This window comes from Escherichia sp. F1 (assembly GCF_046764225.1).
GTDB lineage: Bacteria > Pseudomonadota > Gammaproteobacteria > Enterobacterales > Enterobacteriaceae > Escherichia > Escherichia coli.
This window is the reverse complement of sequence record NZ_CP177202.1, coordinates 3,600,586-3,616,321: the sequence shown is the minus strand read 5'-3', so window position 1 is coordinate 3,616,321 and position 15,736 is coordinate 3,600,586. Positions and strand designations below refer to the sequence as shown.

The 15,736-nt window shown below is 52.5% G+C and carries 14 protein-coding genes and 1 other annotated feature; of the genes, 11 read left to right on the top strand and 3 right to left on the bottom strand.

Going from position 1 to position 15,736, the window contains the following annotated elements; all coding sequences use genetic code 11:
* The first annotated feature begins 129 nt into the window (after positions 1-129).
* Together acrR and mscK are read left to right on the top strand one after the other, a co-directional pair.
* On the top strand, positions 130-777 hold the full coding sequence (gene acrR / locus ACK8NJ_RS17430; protein WP_000101736.1) for a multidrug efflux transporter transcriptional repressor AcrR: 648 nt from the start codon (positions 130-132) through the stop codon (positions 775-777).
* Positions 778-904: 127 nt separating this feature from the next.
* On the top strand, positions 905-4,267 hold the full coding sequence (mscK, locus tag ACK8NJ_RS17425; protein ID WP_000177742.1) for a mechanosensitive channel MscK: 3,363 nt from the start codon (positions 905-907) through the stop codon (positions 4,265-4,267).
* Positions 4,268-4,478: 211 nt separating this feature from the next.
* Here mscK and rsmS read toward each other — a convergent pair whose 3' ends face one another.
* Complete coding sequence (rsmS, locus tag ACK8NJ_RS17420) at positions 4,479-4,640, bottom strand: pleiotropic regulatory protein RsmS (RefSeq protein ID WP_000051146.1); 162 nt, start codon at positions 4,638-4,640, stop codon at positions 4,479-4,481.
* 13 nt (positions 4,641-4,653) lie between these two features.
* Positions 4,654-5,181 (bottom strand): primosomal replication protein N'', encoded by a 528-nt coding sequence (gene priC / locus ACK8NJ_RS17415; RefSeq protein ID WP_001589812.1) that lies wholly within the window; start codon positions 5,179-5,181, stop codon positions 4,654-4,656.
* Between the two features lie 69 nt (positions 5,182-5,250).
* Between priC and ACK8NJ_RS17410 the strand changes: the two genes are divergently transcribed.
* From ACK8NJ_RS17410 to hemH, 8 genes are all read left to right on the top strand, one after another.
* Positions 5,251-5,628, top strand: a complete 378-nt coding sequence (locus tag ACK8NJ_RS17410; protein ID WP_001188905.1) for a DUF454 family protein — start codon at positions 5,251-5,253, stop codon at positions 5,626-5,628.
* Positions 5,629-5,780: 152 nt separating this feature from the next.
* Positions 5,781-6,332 (top strand): adenine phosphoribosyltransferase, encoded by a 552-nt coding sequence (apt, locus tag ACK8NJ_RS17405; protein WP_000127356.1) that lies wholly within the window; start codon positions 5,781-5,783, stop codon positions 6,330-6,332.
* Between the two features lie 128 nt (positions 6,333-6,460).
* Positions 6,461-8,392 carry a DNA polymerase III subunit gamma/tau gene (gene dnaX, locus ACK8NJ_RS17400; RefSeq protein ID WP_411961833.1) on the top strand — a complete coding sequence of 644 codons (1,932 nt, stop codon included), beginning with the start codon at positions 6,461-6,463 and terminating at the stop codon, positions 8,390-8,392.
* Positions 7,725-7,789: a sequence feature (DnaX frameshifting element), on the top strand. (Overlaps the previous gene by 65 nt.)
* A gap of 52 nt (positions 8,393-8,444) precedes the next feature.
* Positions 8,445-8,774 (top strand): YbaB/EbfC family nucleoid-associated protein, encoded by a 330-nt coding sequence (locus tag ACK8NJ_RS17395; protein ID WP_000467098.1) that lies wholly within the window; start codon positions 8,445-8,447, stop codon positions 8,772-8,774.
* Complete coding sequence (recR, locus tag ACK8NJ_RS17390; RefSeq protein ID WP_001195025.1) at positions 8,774-9,379, top strand: recombination mediator RecR; 606 nt, start codon at positions 8,774-8,776, stop codon at positions 9,377-9,379. The genes ACK8NJ_RS17395 and recR overlap by 1 nt, the downstream gene beginning before the upstream one ends.
* 109 nt (positions 9,380-9,488) lie before the next feature.
* Positions 9,489-11,363, top strand: coding sequence for a molecular chaperone HtpG (htpG, locus tag ACK8NJ_RS17385; protein WP_000678201.1), 1,875 nt, complete (start codon positions 9,489-9,491; stop codon positions 11,361-11,363).
* A gap of 180 nt (positions 11,364-11,543) precedes the next feature.
* Positions 11,544-12,188 (top strand): adenylate kinase, encoded by a 645-nt coding sequence (gene adk / locus ACK8NJ_RS17380; protein WP_001220233.1) that lies wholly within the window; start codon positions 11,544-11,546, stop codon positions 12,186-12,188.
* A 131-nt stretch (positions 12,189-12,319) separates the two neighbouring features.
* The gene (gene hemH, locus ACK8NJ_RS17375) at positions 12,320-13,282 is read left to right on the top strand and encodes a ferrochelatase (protein WP_242791821.1); all 963 of its coding nucleotides are present in this window, start codon (positions 12,320-12,322) and stop codon (positions 13,280-13,282) included.
* On the opposite strand, the gene aes is transcribed toward hemH, so the two are convergent.
* Positions 13,279-14,238: an acetyl esterase gene (gene aes / locus ACK8NJ_RS17370; RefSeq protein WP_000764314.1), complete on the bottom strand. Its 960-nt coding sequence runs from the start codon at positions 14,236-14,238 to the stop codon at positions 13,279-13,281. The two genes, hemH and aes, sit on opposite strands and share 4 nt — an antisense overlap.
* Before the next feature lie 151 nt (positions 14,239-14,389).
* On the opposite strand from aes, the gene gsk reads away from it, so the two are divergent.
* Entirely contained in the window at positions 14,390-15,694 is a 1,305-nt protein-coding gene (gsk, locus tag ACK8NJ_RS17365) for an inosine/guanosine kinase (RefSeq protein ID WP_000671574.1), read from the top strand.
* The last annotated feature ends 42 nt before the right edge of the window (positions 15,695-15,736 follow it).

The following is a 15,736-nucleotide window of genomic DNA, read 5'->3' as shown; positions in this document are numbered from 1 at the left end:
AGTGTCCGATTTCAAATTGGTCAATGGTCAAAAGTTAATAAACCCATTGCTGCGTTTATATTATCGTCGTGCTATGGTACATACATTCACAAATGTATGTAAATCTAACGCCTGTAAATTCACGAACATATGGCACGAAAAACCAAACAAGAAGCGCAAGAAACGCGCCAACACATCCTCGATGTGGCTCTACGTCTTTTCTCACAGCAGGGGGTATCATCCACCTCGCTGGGTGAGATTGCAAAAGCAGCTGGCGTTACGCGCGGTGCAATCTACTGGCATTTTAAAGACAAGTCGGATTTGTTCAGTGAGATCTGGGAACTGTCAGAATCCAATATTGGTGAACTAGAGCTTGAGTATCAGGCAAAATTCCCTGGCGATCCACTCTCAGTATTAAGAGAGATATTAATTCATGTTCTTGAATCCACGGTGACAGAAGAACGGCGTCGATTATTGATGGAGATTATATTCCACAAATGCGAATTTGTCGGAGAAATGGCTGTTGTGCAACAGGCACAACGTAATCTCTGTCTGGAAAGTTATGACCGTATAGAACAAACGTTAAAACATTGTATTGAAGCGAAAATGTTGCCTGCGGATTTAATGACGCGTCGGGCAGCAATTATTATGCGCGGCTATATTTCCGGCCTGATGGAAAACTGGCTCTTTGCCCCGCAATCTTTTGATCTTAAAAAAGAAGCCCGCGATTACGTCGCCATCTTACTGGAGATGTATCTCCTGTGTCCCACGCTTCGTAACCCTGCCATTACCGAATAACCCTGAATCTGACTCCAGGATTTTTCCTGGACATTTTCGTCGTTGCTATTCTGGTTCACTGCGTCGTGATATTCTTGCGGTTTGACTTTTTCAGGTCGTTCTTCAGGTTCAGAAACCTTCATTCATCATGACTATGTTCCAGTATTACAAACGATCACGGCATTTTGTTTTTTCAGCATTTATTGCTTTTGTTTTTGTCTTGTTATGCCAGAACACGGCGTTTGCGCGGGCGTCATCGAATGGTGATCTGCCGACAAAAGCGGACCTGCAGGCACAACTTGACTCACTGAATAAACAAAAAGATCTTTCTGCTCAGGACAAACTGGTGCAGCAGGATCTGACAGATACATTAGCCACCCTCGATAAAATCGATCGCGTAAAAGAAGAGACAGTTCAGCTACGGCAAAAAGTCGCTGAAGCGCCGGAAAAAATGCGTCAGGCGACCGCAGCGTTAACAGCACTTAGCGATGTCGATAACGACGAAGAAACTCGCAAAATTCTGAGTACGCTTTCGTTGCGCCAGCTGGAAACTCGCGTTGCCCAGGCGCTGGACGATTTGCAAAACGCACAAAACGATCTGGCGTCTTATAACAGCCAGCTGGTTTCGTTACAGACGCAGCCCGAACGCGTGCAAAATGCGATGTATAACGCTTCGCAGCAGCTGCAACAAATTCGCAGTCGTCTGGATGGGACTGATGTCGGCGAGACTGCCTTACGTCCCAGCCAGAAAGTGTTAATGCAGGCTCAGCAGGCTTTGCTGAATGCCGAGATTGATCAACAGCGTAAAAGCCTAGAAGGGAACACAGTCTTACAGGATACCTTGCAAAAGCAACGGGATTACGTGACGGCGAACAGCGCCCGTCTGGAGCACCAGTTGCAGCTGTTGCAAGAAGCAGTAAACAGCAAGCGCCTGACTTTAACCGAAAAAACGGCGCAGGAAGCCGTCTCCCCGGATGAAGCCGCGCGTATTCAGGCTAATCCGCTGGTGAAGCAGGAACTGGAAATTAACCAGCAGTTAAGTCAGCGTCTGATTACCGCGACTGAAAACGGTAATCAGTTGATGCAGCAAAACATTAAAGTCAAAAACTGGCTGGAGCGGGCGCTGCAATCGGAACGCAATATTAAAGAGCAGATTGCCGTCCTGAAGGGCAGCCTGCTGTTGTCTCGTATCCTTTACCAGCAACAACAAACGCTGCCCTCGGCGGATGAACTGGAAAACATGACCAACCGCATCGCGGATTTGCGTCTCGAACAGTTTGAAGTCAACCAGCAGCGTGATGCACTCTTCCAGAGCGATGCGTTCGTCAACAAACTGGAAGAAGGTCACGCCAACGAAGTCAACAGCGAAGTTCACGATGCGTTATTGCAAGTGGTTGATATGCGTCGCGAATTGCTGGATCAACTCAACAAACAGTTGGGTAATCAGCTGATGATGGCCATTAACCTGCAAATTAACCAGCAGCAGTTAATGAGTGTGTCGAAAAACCTGAAATCCATCCTGACTCAGCAAATCTTTTGGGTGAACAGTAACCGTCCAATGGACTGGGACTGGATCAAAGCGTTCCCGCAAAGCCTGAAAGATGAATTTAAGTCGATGAAAATCACGGTGAACTGGGAAAAAGCCTGGCCTGCCGTTTTTATCGCTTTCCTCGCCGGTTTGCCGCTGCTGTTGATTGCCGGGCTGATCCACTGGCGTCTGGGCTGGCTGAAAGCGTATCAACAAAAACTGGCTTCCGCTGTGGGTTCCCTGCGTAACGACAGCCAGCTCAACACACCAAAAGCGATCCTTATCGACCTGATCCGCGCGCTGCCGGTGTGCCTGATTATTCTCGCGGTTGGTCTGATTCTGTTGACCATGCAACTCAACATCAGCGAACTGCTATGGTCGTTCAGCAAAAAACTGGCGATTTTCTGGCTGGTGTTTGGCCTGTGCTGGAAGGTACTGGAGAAAAATGGCGTTGCCGTGCGTCACTTCGGCATGCCGGAACAGCAGACCAGCCACTGGCGTCGGCAAATTGTCCGCATCAGTCTCGCGTTGCTGCCTATCCATTTCTGGTCTGTGGTGGCAGAACTTTCCCCGCTGCATCTGATGGATGATGTGCTGGGGCAGGCGATGATTTTCTTCAACCTGCTGCTGATTGCCTTCCTGGTATGGCCGATGTGCCGCGAAAGCTGGCGTGATAAAGAGTCGCACACCATGCGACTGGTCACCATTACCGTGCTGTCGATTATCCCGATTGCGTTGATGGTGCTGACCGCCACGGGTTATTTCTACACCACGCTGCGTCTCTCCGGGCGTTGGATTGAAACCGTTTATTTGGTGATCATCTGGAACCTGCTGTACCAGACAGTACTGCGTGGCTTAAGCGTAGCGGCGCGGCGTATCGCCTGGCGTCGTGCGCTGGCGCGTCGGCAGAATCTGGTGAAAGAGGGCGCGGAAGGTGCTGAACCGCCGGAAGAACCCACCATTGCACTGGAGCAGGTTAACCAGCAGACGCTGCGTATTACCATGTTGCTGATGTTTGCGCTGTTCGGTGTCATGTTCTGGGCAATTTGGTCCGATTTGATCACCGTGTTCAGCTATCTCGACAGCATCACGCTCTGGCATTACAACGGCACTGAAGCTGGCGCTGCGGTGGTGAAAAACGTCACCATGGGCAGTCTGTTGTTTGCGATCATCGCCTCAATGGTAGCCTGGGCGTTGATTCGCAACCTGCCTGGTCTGTTGGAAGTGTTGGTGCTCTCGCGCCTGAACATGCGCCAGGGCGCGTCGTATGCCATTACTACCATCCTTAACTACATCATTATTGCCGTTGGTGCGATGACGGTGTTCGGATCGCTGGGCGTCTCGTGGGATAAACTCCAGTGGCTGGCGGCAGCATTATCCGTAGGTCTTGGTTTTGGTTTACAAGAGATCTTCGGTAACTTCGTCTCCGGTTTGATCATTCTGTTCGAACGTCCGGTACGCATTGGCGATACGGTAACCATTGGTAGCTTCTCTGGGACGGTAAGTAAGATTCGTATTCGTGCGACAACGATTACCGATTTCGATCGCAAAGAAGTGATCATCCCGAACAAAGCGTTTGTTACCGAGCGTCTGATCAACTGGTCGTTGACTGACACTACTACGCGTCTGGTGATCCGTCTCGGCGTGGCCTATGGCTCCGATCTGGAAAAAGTGCGTAAAGTGTTACTGAAGGCGGCGACTGAGCACCCAAGGGTGATGCACGAACCAATGCCGGAAGTCTTCTTTACGGCGTTTGGTGCCAGCACGTTGGATCATGAGCTGCGTCTGTATGTGCGTGAACTGCGTGACCGTAGCCGTACTGTCGATGAGCTGAACCGTACTATCGATCAGCTGTGCCGTGAAAACGACATCAACATTGCCTTTAACCAGCTTGAAGTGCATCTGCACAACGAGAAGGGCGATGAGGTGACGGAAGTAAAACGCGACTACAAAGGCGACGATCCGACACCAGCGGTTGGGTAATAACCAAAGGGGGCGACATTTAGTTGCCCCGAGATTACTGACAAAGTGCGCGTTGTTCATGCCGGATGCGGCGTGACCGCCTTATCCGGCCTACGAAACCGTAAGAATTCAATATATTGCAGGAGCGGTGTAGGCCTGATAAGCGTAGCGCATCAGGCAGTTTTGCGTTTGCCCGCAATCTTAGGGGACATTTAGCGGCCCCATTTATTTCTCACTTTTCCGCCTCATCATCGCGCGTTAATTTCTTTTCATAATCGCGTTTTACAATATCCAGCGCGCGCAGCACGGTGCGCGCTGGGATCTGATTTTCTTCCAGCAGCACAATCAAATCGACAGCCAGTTTGACATCGTCAGGGGCATTTTCCAGTGACATACTTTCTCCATTGCTAGCGGGTTAAACGCGCTAGCCTGTTTTCGATTTTATCCAGCGCATGGCGGCAGCGTGCCAGGCGCGCTTCATAGGCTTCCACTTCACGATGCAGCGTTTGCTGTTCCACGAGATCGGTCACCCGCGCCAGGCGGGCTCGACGTTCAGCAACCATCTCACTTAGCCGCCGCTCAAAATCCTGATGCTGAATACGTTTACGCTGCCAGCGGGCAATTTTGGGTGGTGCGCTATCCCACTCGCGTAGCGACCAGGCTGTGGCTTCACGCGCTATAGCCTCCAGTTGCGCCGCCAGATGTTCCGCCAGCCAGGCGACTTGCGGCAGTTGCTGTTGCTCAACGGCATGACGAAGCGCAGCCAGGTTATCGCCTGCCTCATCGAGACAAGCCTGCAGTGTTGTCGCACGAGTCTGAAAAAGGTGCCTGTCAAAACGGGCGCTTAGCGTGGCAAATTGCGCTACCGGGGCACAACGCTGGCGCAGCGTAGCGAGCTGTCCTTCCAGTTTTTCCAGCAGCAGGGCGGTTTTCACGATAAGACCTCAATGAAAATGATAATTGTTATGCTAAAGTAGCAACTCTGTAAGCTGACAACACTCAATATGCAACGAATCATTTTAATCATCATTGGCTGGCTGGCGGTAGTGCTGGGTACGCTGGGCGTGGTATTACCGGTATTACCGACGACGCCGTTTATCCTGCTGGCGGCCTGGTGCTTTGCCCGTTCTTCCCCGCGCTTTCACGCCTGGTTGCTGTACCGCTCATGGTTTGGCAGCTATCTACGTTTCTGGCAGAAACATCATGCGATGCCGCGCGGCGTCAAACCGCGGGCGATTTTGCTTATTTTGCTCACGTTTGCCATTTCTCTGTGGTTCGTCCAGATGCCATGGGTGCGCATCATGTTGCTGGTAATTCTCGCCTGTTTGCTTTTTTATATGTGGCGAATTCCGGTGATTGATGAAAAGCAAGAAAAGCACTGAAGCACAACAATCGCAGTTGCAATTATTGCGTACAGCCAGTACATTCTGGCGTTTTCGAGCACAGGCGCAGGCGGTCAAAGGTTAAACAACTGTTACTTTTGATACGTTTAAAACGCGCCGTGAGTACCACCGTAACAAGCAGGCATACACTTATGACCGCGACTGCACAGCAGCTTGAGTATCTCAAAAATAGCATCAAAAGCATTCAGGACTACCCAAAACCCGGCATTCTTTTCCGCGATGTCACCAGCTTACTGGAAGACCCGAAAGCTTACGCTCTCAGCATCGACTTGCTGGTTGAGCGTTACAAAAATGCGGGCATTACCAAAGTTGTCGGCACCGAAGCGCGTGGCTTCTTGTTTGGCGCTCCGGTAGCTCTGGGTCTGGGCGTTGGCTTTGTACCGGTCCGTAAACCGGGCAAACTGCCGCGTGAAACCATCAGTGAAACTTACGACCTGGAGTACGGCACCGATCAGCTGGAGATCCACGTTGATGCCATCAAACCGGGCGACAAAGTTCTGGTGGTGGACGATCTGCTGGCAACCGGCGGCACTATCGAAGCGACCGTTAAACTGATCCGTCGTCTGGGTGGTGAAGTGGCTGATGCTGCGTTCATTATCAATCTGTTCGATCTCGGCGGCGAACAGCGTCTCGAAAAACAGGGCATTACCAGCTACAGCCTTGTTCCGTTCCCGGGCCATTAATTATCGCCAGTCTTGTGCTGCCCACGCTACGGACAGCACAAGATGTGCATTCAGCCTCGCCGTTCTGACGGGGCTGTGTTAGCATTACCCCTTCGTGAATCCACCTTCCAGCGTTTCAGAGCCTGCCAATGAGTTATCAGGTCTTAGCCCGAAAATGGCGCCCACAAACCTTTGCTGACGTCGTCGGCCAGGAACATGTGCTGACCGCACTGGCGAACGGCTTGTCGTTAGGGCGTATTCATCATGCTTATCTTTTTTCCGGCACCCGTGGCGTCGGAAAAACCTCTATCGCCCGACTGCTGGCGAAGGGGCTAAACTGCGAAACCGGCATTACCGCGACGCCGTGCGGCGTGTGCGATAACTGTCGTGAAATCGAGCAGGGGCGCTTTGTCGATCTGATTGAAATCGACGCCGCCTCGCGCACTAAAGTTGAAGACACTCGCGACCTGCTGGATAACGTCCAGTACGCTCCGGCGCGTGGTCGTTTCAAAGTTTATCTGATCGACGAAGTGCATATGCTGTCGCGCCACAGCTTTAACGCACTGTTAAAAACCCTTGAAGAGCCGCCGGAGCACGTTAAGTTTCTGCTGGCGACGACCGATCCGCAGAAATTGCCGGTGACGATTTTGTCACGCTGTCTGCAATTTCATCTCAAGGCGTTGGATGTCGAGCAAATTCGCCATCAGCTTGAGCACATCCTCAACGAAGAACATATCGCTCACGAGCCGCGGGCGCTGCAATTGCTGGCGCGCGCCGCTGAAGGCAGCCTGCGAGATGCCTTAAGTCTGACCGACCAGGCGATTGCCAGCGGTGACGGCCAGGTTTCAACCCAGGCGGTCAGTGCGATGCTGGGTACGCTTGACGACGATCAGGCGCTGTCGCTGGTTGAAGCGATGGTCGAGGCCAACGGCGAGAGCGTAATGGCGCTGATTAATGAAGCCGCTGCCCGTGGTATCGAGTGGGAAGCGTTGCTGGTGGAAATGCTCGGTCTGTTGCATCGTATTGCGATGGTACAACTTTCGCCTGCTGCACTTGGCAACGATATGGCCGCCATCGAGCTGCGGATGCGTGAACTGGCGCGCACCATACCGCCGACGGATATTCAGCTTTACTATCAGACGCTGTTGATTGGTCGCAAAGAATTACCGTATGCGCCAGACCGCCGTATGGGCGTTGAGATGACGCTGCTTCGCGCGCTGGCGTTCCATCCGCGTATGCCACTGCCTGAGCCAGAAGTGCCACGCCAGTCCTTTGCGCCCGTCGCGCCAACGGCAGTAATGACGCCAACCCAGGTGCCGCCGCAACCGCAATCAGCGCCGCAGCAGGCACCGACTGTACCGCTCCCGGAAACCACCAGCCAGGTGCTGGCGGCGCGCCAGCAGTTGCAGCGCGTGCAGGGAGCAACCAAAGCAAAAAAGAGTGAACCGGCAGCCGCTACCCGCGCGCGGCCGGTGAATAACGCTGCGCTGGAAAGACTGGCTTCGGTCACCGATCGCGTTCAGGCGCGTCCGGTGCCATCGGCGCTGGAAAAAGCGCCAGCCAAAAAAGAAGCGTATCGCTGGAAGGCTACCACTCCAGTGATGCAGCAAAAAGAAGTGGTCGCCACGCCGAAGGCGCTAAAAAAAGCGCTGGAACATGAAAAAACGCCGGAACTGGCGGCGAAGCTGGCGGCAGAAGCCATTGAGCGCGACCCGTGGGCGGCTCAGGTGAGTCAACTTTCGCTACCAAAACTGGTCGAACAGGTGGCGTTAAATGCCTGGAAAGAGGAGAACGGCAACACGGTGTGTCTGCATTTGCGCTCCTCTCAGCGTCATCTGAATAACAGCGGCGCACAGCAAAAACTGGCTGAAGCGTTGAGCACGTTAAAAGGTTCAACGGTTGAACTGACTATCGTTGAAGATGATAATCCCGCGGTGCGTACGCCGCTGGAATGGCGTCAGGCGATATACGAAGAAAAACTTGCGCAGGCGCGCGAGTCCATTATTGCGGATAATAATATTCAGACCCTGCGTCGATTCTTCGATGCGGAGCTGGATGAAGAAAGTATCCGCCCCATTTGATCGTAAGCACAGCTTACGTTCGTCATCCTTAACGTGATTGAGAGAGAAACCTATGTTTGGTAAAGGCGGTCTGGGTAACCTGATGAAGCAAGCCCAGCAGATGCAAGAAAAAATGCAGAAAATGCAGGAAGAGATCGCGCAGCTGGAAGTCACCGGCGAATCTGGCGCAGGTCTGGTAAAAGTGACCATTAACGGTGCACACAACTGCCGTCGCGTAGAGATCGACCCGAGCCTGCTGGAAGACGACAAAGAGATGCTGGAAGACCTGGTGGCTGCAGCATTCAACGACGCGGCACGTCGTATTGAAGAAACGCAGAAAGAAAAAATGGCCTCTGTATCCTCCGGAATGCAGCTGCCGCCTGGCTTTAAGATGCCGTTCTGATGCAAACCAGCCCGCTGTTAACACAGCTTATGGAAGCACTGCGCTGTCTGCCGGGCGTTGGCCCGAAGTCGGCGCAGCGTATGGCGTTCACGCTGCTTCAGCGCGATCGTAGCGGCGGGATGCGTCTGGCGCAGGCGCTCACCCGGGCGATGTCGGAAATCGGCCACTGCGCCGATTGCCGCACCTTCACCGAACAGGAAGTCTGTAACATCTGTTCGAATCCGCGTCGTCAGGAAAACGGTCAAATCTGCGTGGTGGAGAGTCCGGCGGACATCTACGCCATTGAGCAGACGGGGCAGTTTTCAGGCCGTTATTTTGTGTTGATGGGGCACCTGTCACCGCTGGACGGCATCGGTCCGGATGATATCGGGCTTGATCGTCTGGAACAGCGTCTGGCAGAGGAAAAAATCACTGAAGTGATCCTCGCCACCAACCCCACGGTTGAAGGTGAAGCTACCGCTAACTACATTGCCGAGCTTTGCGCGCAATATGACGTGGAAGCCAGCCGAATCGCTCATGGCGTACCGGTTGGCGGCGAACTGGAAATGGTCGATGGCACCACGCTGTCACACTCCCTTGCCGGGCGTCATAAGATTCGTTTTTAAGCAAACGAGAGCAGGATCACCTGCTCTCGCTTGAAATTATTCTCCCTTGTCCCCATCTCTCCCACATCCTGTTTTTAACCTTAAAATGGCATTATTGAGGTAGACCTACATGAAAGGACAAGAAACTCGTGGTTTTCAGTCAGAAGTGAAACAGCTTCTGCACCTGATGATCCATTCTCTCTATTCCAATAAAGAAATCTTCCTGCGTGAGCTTATCTCTAACGCCTCCGATGCGGCGGACAAGTTGCGTTTCCGTGCGCTCTCTAACCCGGACCTGTACGAAGGTGATGGCGAACTGCGCGTTCGTGTCTCTTTCGATAAAGACAAGCGCACGCTGACCATCTCCGATAACGGCGTGGGGATGACCCGCGACGAAGTGATTGACCATCTGGGGACTATCGCTAAATCCGGTACCAAATCATTCCTCGAATCCCTGGGTTCTGACCAGGCGAAAGACAGCCAGCTGATCGGTCAGTTTGGTGTTGGTTTCTACTCTGCGTTTATCGTGGCCGACAAAGTGACCGTGCGTACTCGCGCGGCAGGCGAAAAACCAGAAAACGGTGTTTTCTGGGAATCGGCTGGTGAAGGTGAATACACCGTTGCCGACATCACCAAAGAAGATCGTGGTACTGAAATCACCCTGCATCTGCGTGAAGGCGAAGACGAGTTCCTCGATGACTGGCGCGTGCGTTCCATCATCAGCAAATACTCCGACCATATCGCGCTGCCGGTAGAGATCGAAAAACGCGAAGAGAAAGATGGCGAAACCGTTATCTCCTGGGAAAAAATCAACAAAGCGCAGGCGCTATGGACTCGTAACAAGTCGGAAATCACCGATGAAGAGTACAAAGAGTTCTACAAACACATCGCCCACGACTTTAACGATCCGCTGACCTGGAGCCACAATCGCGTTGAAGGTAAGCAGGAGTACACCAGCCTGCTGTACATCCCGTCCCAGGCTCCGTGGGATATGTGGAACCGTGATCATAAACACGGCCTGAAACTGTATGTTCAGCGTGTGTTCATCATGGACGACGCAGAACAGTTCATGCCGAACTATCTGCGCTTCGTGCGTGGTCTGATTGACTCCAGCGATCTGCCGCTGAACGTTTCCCGTGAAATCCTCCAGGACAGCACGGTAACGCGTAACCTGCGCAATGCGCTGACCAAGCGTGTGCTGCAAATGCTGGAAAAACTGGCGAAAGACGACGCGGAAAAATACCAGACCTTCTGGCAACAGTTTGGCCTGGTACTGAAAGAAGGTCCGGCGGAAGATTTCGCTAACCAGGAAGCGATCGCCAAACTGCTGCGTTTTGCTTCTACCCATACCGATTCTTCTGCGCAGACCGTGTCTCTGGAAGACTACGTTTCCCGCATGAAAGAAGGGCAGGAGAAAATCTACTACATCACTGCAGACAGCTATGCGGCAGCGAAGAGCAGCCCGCACCTGGAACTGCTGCGTAAGAAAGGCATCGAAGTTCTGCTACTTTCCGACCGCATCGATGAGTGGATGATGAACTATCTGACTGAGTTCGACGGTAAACCGTTCCAGTCTGTGTCTAAAGTTGACGAGTCGCTGGAAAAACTGGCTGACGAAGTTGATGAGAGCGCGAAAGAAGCGGAGAAAGCCCTGACTCCGTTCATCGACCGTGTGAAAGCCCTGCTCGGCGAGCGCGTGAAAGATGTCCGTCTGACTCACCGTCTGACCGATACGCCAGCGATCGTTTCTACCGACGCGGACGAAATGAGCACCCAGATGGCGAAACTGTTTGCCGCAGCGGGCCAGAAAGTGCCAGAAGTGAAATACATCTTCGAACTGAACCCGGATCACGTACTGGTGAAACGTGCGGCGGATACTGAAGATGAAGCGAAGTTCAGCGAGTGGGTAGAACTGCTGCTGGATCAGGCGCTGCTGGCAGAACGCGGCACGCTGGAAGATCCGAACCTGTTTATTCGTCGTATGAACCAGCTGCTGGTTTCCTGATGTCATGCCGGATGACCTTCGTGTCATCCGGCATTTTTCTTTTCATTATCTGCACTTTCCGCAAATTATCTCGCCATTAACCGTTTCAGCCCCAGGTGCCTTTCTTGAGGCAATCGCCTGTTGGTGGTATCGTTTATCGCTTTTTCAAAAAATTCGACACATTTTAAGGGGATTTTCGCAATGCGTATCATTCTGCTTGGCGCTCCGGGCGCGGGGAAAGGGACTCAGGCTCAGTTCATCATGGAGAAATATGGTATTCCGCAAATCTCCACTGGCGATATGCTGCGTGCTGCGGTCAAATCTGGCTCCGAGCTGGGTAAACAAGCAAAAGACATTATGGATGCTGGCAAACTGGTCACCGACGAACTGGTGATCGCGCTGGTTAAAGAGCGCATTGCTCAGGAAGACTGCCGTAATGGTTTCCTGTTGGACGGCTTCCCGCGTACCATTCCGCAGGCAGACGCGATGAAAGAAGCGGGCATCAATGTTGATTACGTTCTGGAATTCGACGTACCGGACGAACTGATTGTTGATCGTATCGTAGGCCGCCGCGTTCATGCGCCGTCTGGTCGTGTTTATCACGTTAAATTCAATCCGCCGAAAGTAGAAGGCAAAGACGACGTTACCGGTGAAGAACTGACTACCCGTAAAGACGATCAGGAAGAAACCGTACGTAAACGTCTGGTTGAATACCATCAGATGACTGCACCGCTGATCGGCTACTACTCCAAAGAAGCGGAAGCGGGTAACACCAAATACGCGAAAGTTGACGGCACCAAGCCGGTTGCTGAAGTTCGCGCTGATCTGGAAAAAATCCTCGGCTAATCAAGCCGCAGCAGATCTGCTTTCGGGCAGGTCTGCTCATCCTCCTCAGGCAATACCTCTCACAGCAATTAGTTCTTCTTCTTCACTTTTCCGCTACAATTATCAACAAGTTGAATCGATAAGAGGCGGTAATGCGTCAGACTAAAACCGGTATCCTGCTGGCAAACCTGGGTACGCCCGATGCCCCCACACCTGAAGCGGTAAAACGCTATCTGAAACAATTTTTAAGCGACAGACGCGTGGTTGATACCTCACGGTTGTTATGGTGGCCGTTGCTGCGCGGCGTGATTTTGCCGCTGCGCTCGCCGCGTGTGGCGAAGCTGTATGCCTCTGTCTGGATGGAAGGTGGCTCGCCACTGATGGTTTACAGCCGCCAGCAACAGCAGGCGCTGGCACAACGTTTACCGGAGACGCCCGTAGCGCTGGGAATGAGCTACGGCTCGCCATCACTGGAAAGCGCCGTAGATGAACTCCTGGCAGAGCATGTAGATCATATTATGGTGCTGCCGCTTTATCCGCAATACTCCTGTTCTACGGTCGGTGCGGTATGGGATGAACTGGCACGCATTCTGGCACGCAAACGTAGCATTCCAGGGATATCGTTTATTCGTGATTACGCCGATAACCACGATTACATTAATGCACTGGCGAACAGCGTACGTGCTTCTTTTGCCAAACATGGCGAACCGGATCTGCTGCTGCTCTCTTATCATGGCATTCCCCAGCGTTATGCCGATGAAGGCGATGATTATCCGCAACGTTGCCGCACAACGACTCGCGAACTGGCTTCCGCACTGGGGATGGCACCGGAAAAAGTGATGATGACCTTTCAGTCGCGCTTTGGGCGGGAACCCTGGCTGATGCCTTATACCGACGAAACGCTGAAAATGCTCGGAGAAAAAGGCGTAGGTCATATACAGGTGATGTGCCCGGGCTTTGCTGCGGATTGTCTGGAGACGCTGGAAGAGATTGCCGAGCAAAACCGTGAGGTCTTCCTCGGTGCGGGCGGGAAAAAATATGAATATATTCCGGCGCTTAATGCCACGCCGGAACATATCGAGATGATGGCTAATCTTGTTGCCGCGTATCGCTAAAGCTGAGCGGTAAAGAACTGAGCGCCGTCACGAAGAGCCTCGTCGGCGGTTTTCATCATCCGTGAATAATGCAAAAAGGCGTGCAGCGTGCCTGGGTAGAGTTTGAACTCACAGGGCTGCTGATGCGCCGCTAACGTCTGGTAAAGCAGACGGCTGTCATCCAGCAGCGGATCGAACTCCGCCCCGGCAATAAAACAGGGCGGAACTTCGCGAGTGAGATCATTATTAAACAGGCAGTAATACGGCGACTCGCGGTCCGCGTCGTTGCTTAAATACGCCTCTTCATACATCTGTAAATCCTGTTGCGTTAAGCCATCCCAGACACCGCCCAACAGACGACGAGTCACGGAATCCCGTAATCCGTAAAGCCCATACCACAGCAAAACGCCCGCAACTTTACCGCAATCGATCTGTTTATCACGCAACCACAACGCACTGGCGAGCGCCAACATGGCACCTGCGGAATCACCGGCAAAGCCAATGCGGGACATATTGATTTGATAATCTTCCGCCTGCTGGTGGAAATAACAACAGGCAGCCACAATTTCCTCTATTGCTTGCGGAAAACGCGCTTCAGGTGAAAGGGTGTAATCAATGCCAATCACCGTACATTGGCTGTAGCTTGCCAGCAGGCGCATGATGCGATCGTGGGTATCGAGATTGCCGAGAATAAAACCGCCGCCATGCAAATAAAATAGCGTCGCCGGACTATCTGGCTGCGGACAAAAGAGACGTGTTTCCACCTGCCCATATTTTGTTGGAACCATGTAAGCTCTGGTTGCCATTTCTGGAGCGCCCGCATTCCAGAATCGGCGCTCAAGCGTGTAATACTGTCGTTGCTCAGCAATCGTTCCCGTTGCGGGCCAGGGCGGTAAATCCGGCTGAAGAGTATTCACAACGGTCTTCATTTCAGCAGAAATAAGGTCCAGAACGGGTAATTTGTTTTCCAGCTTCATGCAAAAACTCCTTTCAAATTACGTCATTGTAAGGAACCACTGCCATGAAAATGCGATCCCGCCTGCTGATATTGAAACTGGCTGCGTCTCGCGCGCTCCCGTCAGATTGTGTTAACATTCGCCGCTCAGTTAACCACCCGTAAAAACAACCATGAAATTTCCCGGTAAACGTAAATCCAAACATTACTTCCCCGTAAATGCACGCGATCCGCTGCTTCAGCAATTCCAGCCAGAAAACGAAACCAGCGCTGCCTGGGTAGTGGGTATCGATCAAACGCTGGTCGATATTGAAGCGAAAGTGGATGATGAATTCATTGAGCGTTATGGATTAAGCGCCGGGCATTCACTGGTGATTGAGGATGACGTAGCCGAAGCGCTTTATCAGGAACTAAAACAGAAAAACCTGATTACCCATCAATTTGCGGGTGGCACTATTGGTAACACCATGCACAACTACTCGGTGCTCGCGGACGACCGTTCGGTGCTGCTGGGCGTCATGTGCAGCAATATTGAAATTGGCAGCTATGCCTATCGTTACCTGTGTAACACCTCCAGCCGTACCGATCTTAACTATCTACAAGGCGTGGATGGCCCGATTGGTCGTTGCTTTACGCTGATTGGCGAGTCCGGGGAACGTACCTTTGCTATCAGTCCTGGCCACATGAACCAGCTGCGGGCTGAAAGTATTCCGGAAGATGTGATTGCCGGAGCCTCGGCACTGGTTCTCACCTCTTATCTGGTGCGTTGCAAGCCGGGTGAACCCATGCCGGAAGCAACCATGAAAGCCATTGAGTACGCGAAGAAATATAACGTACCGGTGGTGCTGACGCTGGGAACTAAGTTTGTCATTGCCGAGAATCCGCAGTGGTGGCAGCAATTCCTCAAAGACCACGTCTCTATCCTTGCGATGAACGAAGATGAAGCCGAAGCGTTGACCGGAGAAAGCGATCCGTTGTTGGCATCTGACAAGGCGCTGGACTGGGTAGATCTGGTGCTGTGCACCGCCGGGCCAATCGGCTTGTATATGGCGGGCTTTACCGAAGACGAAGCGAAACGTAAAACCCAGCATCCGCTGCTGCCGGGCGCTATAGCGGAATTCAACCAGTATGAGTTTAGCCGCGCCATGCGCCACAAGGATTGCCAGAATCCGCTGCGTGTATATTCGCACATTGCGCCGTACATGGGCGGGCCGGAAAAAATCATGAACACTAATGGAGCGGGGGATGGCGCACTGGCAGCGTTGCTGCATGACATTACCGCCAACAGCTACCATCGTAGCAACGTACCAAACTCCAGCAAACATAAATTCACCTGGTTAACTTATTCATCGTTAGCGCAGGTGTGTAAATATGCTAACCGTGTGAGCTATCAGGTACTGAACCAGCATTCACCTCGTTTAACGCGCGGCTTGCCGGAGCGTGAAGACAGCCTGGAAGAGTCTTACTGGGATCGTTAAGTTATCGTCGGTTCGTAGGCCAGATAAGGCGTTCACGCCGCA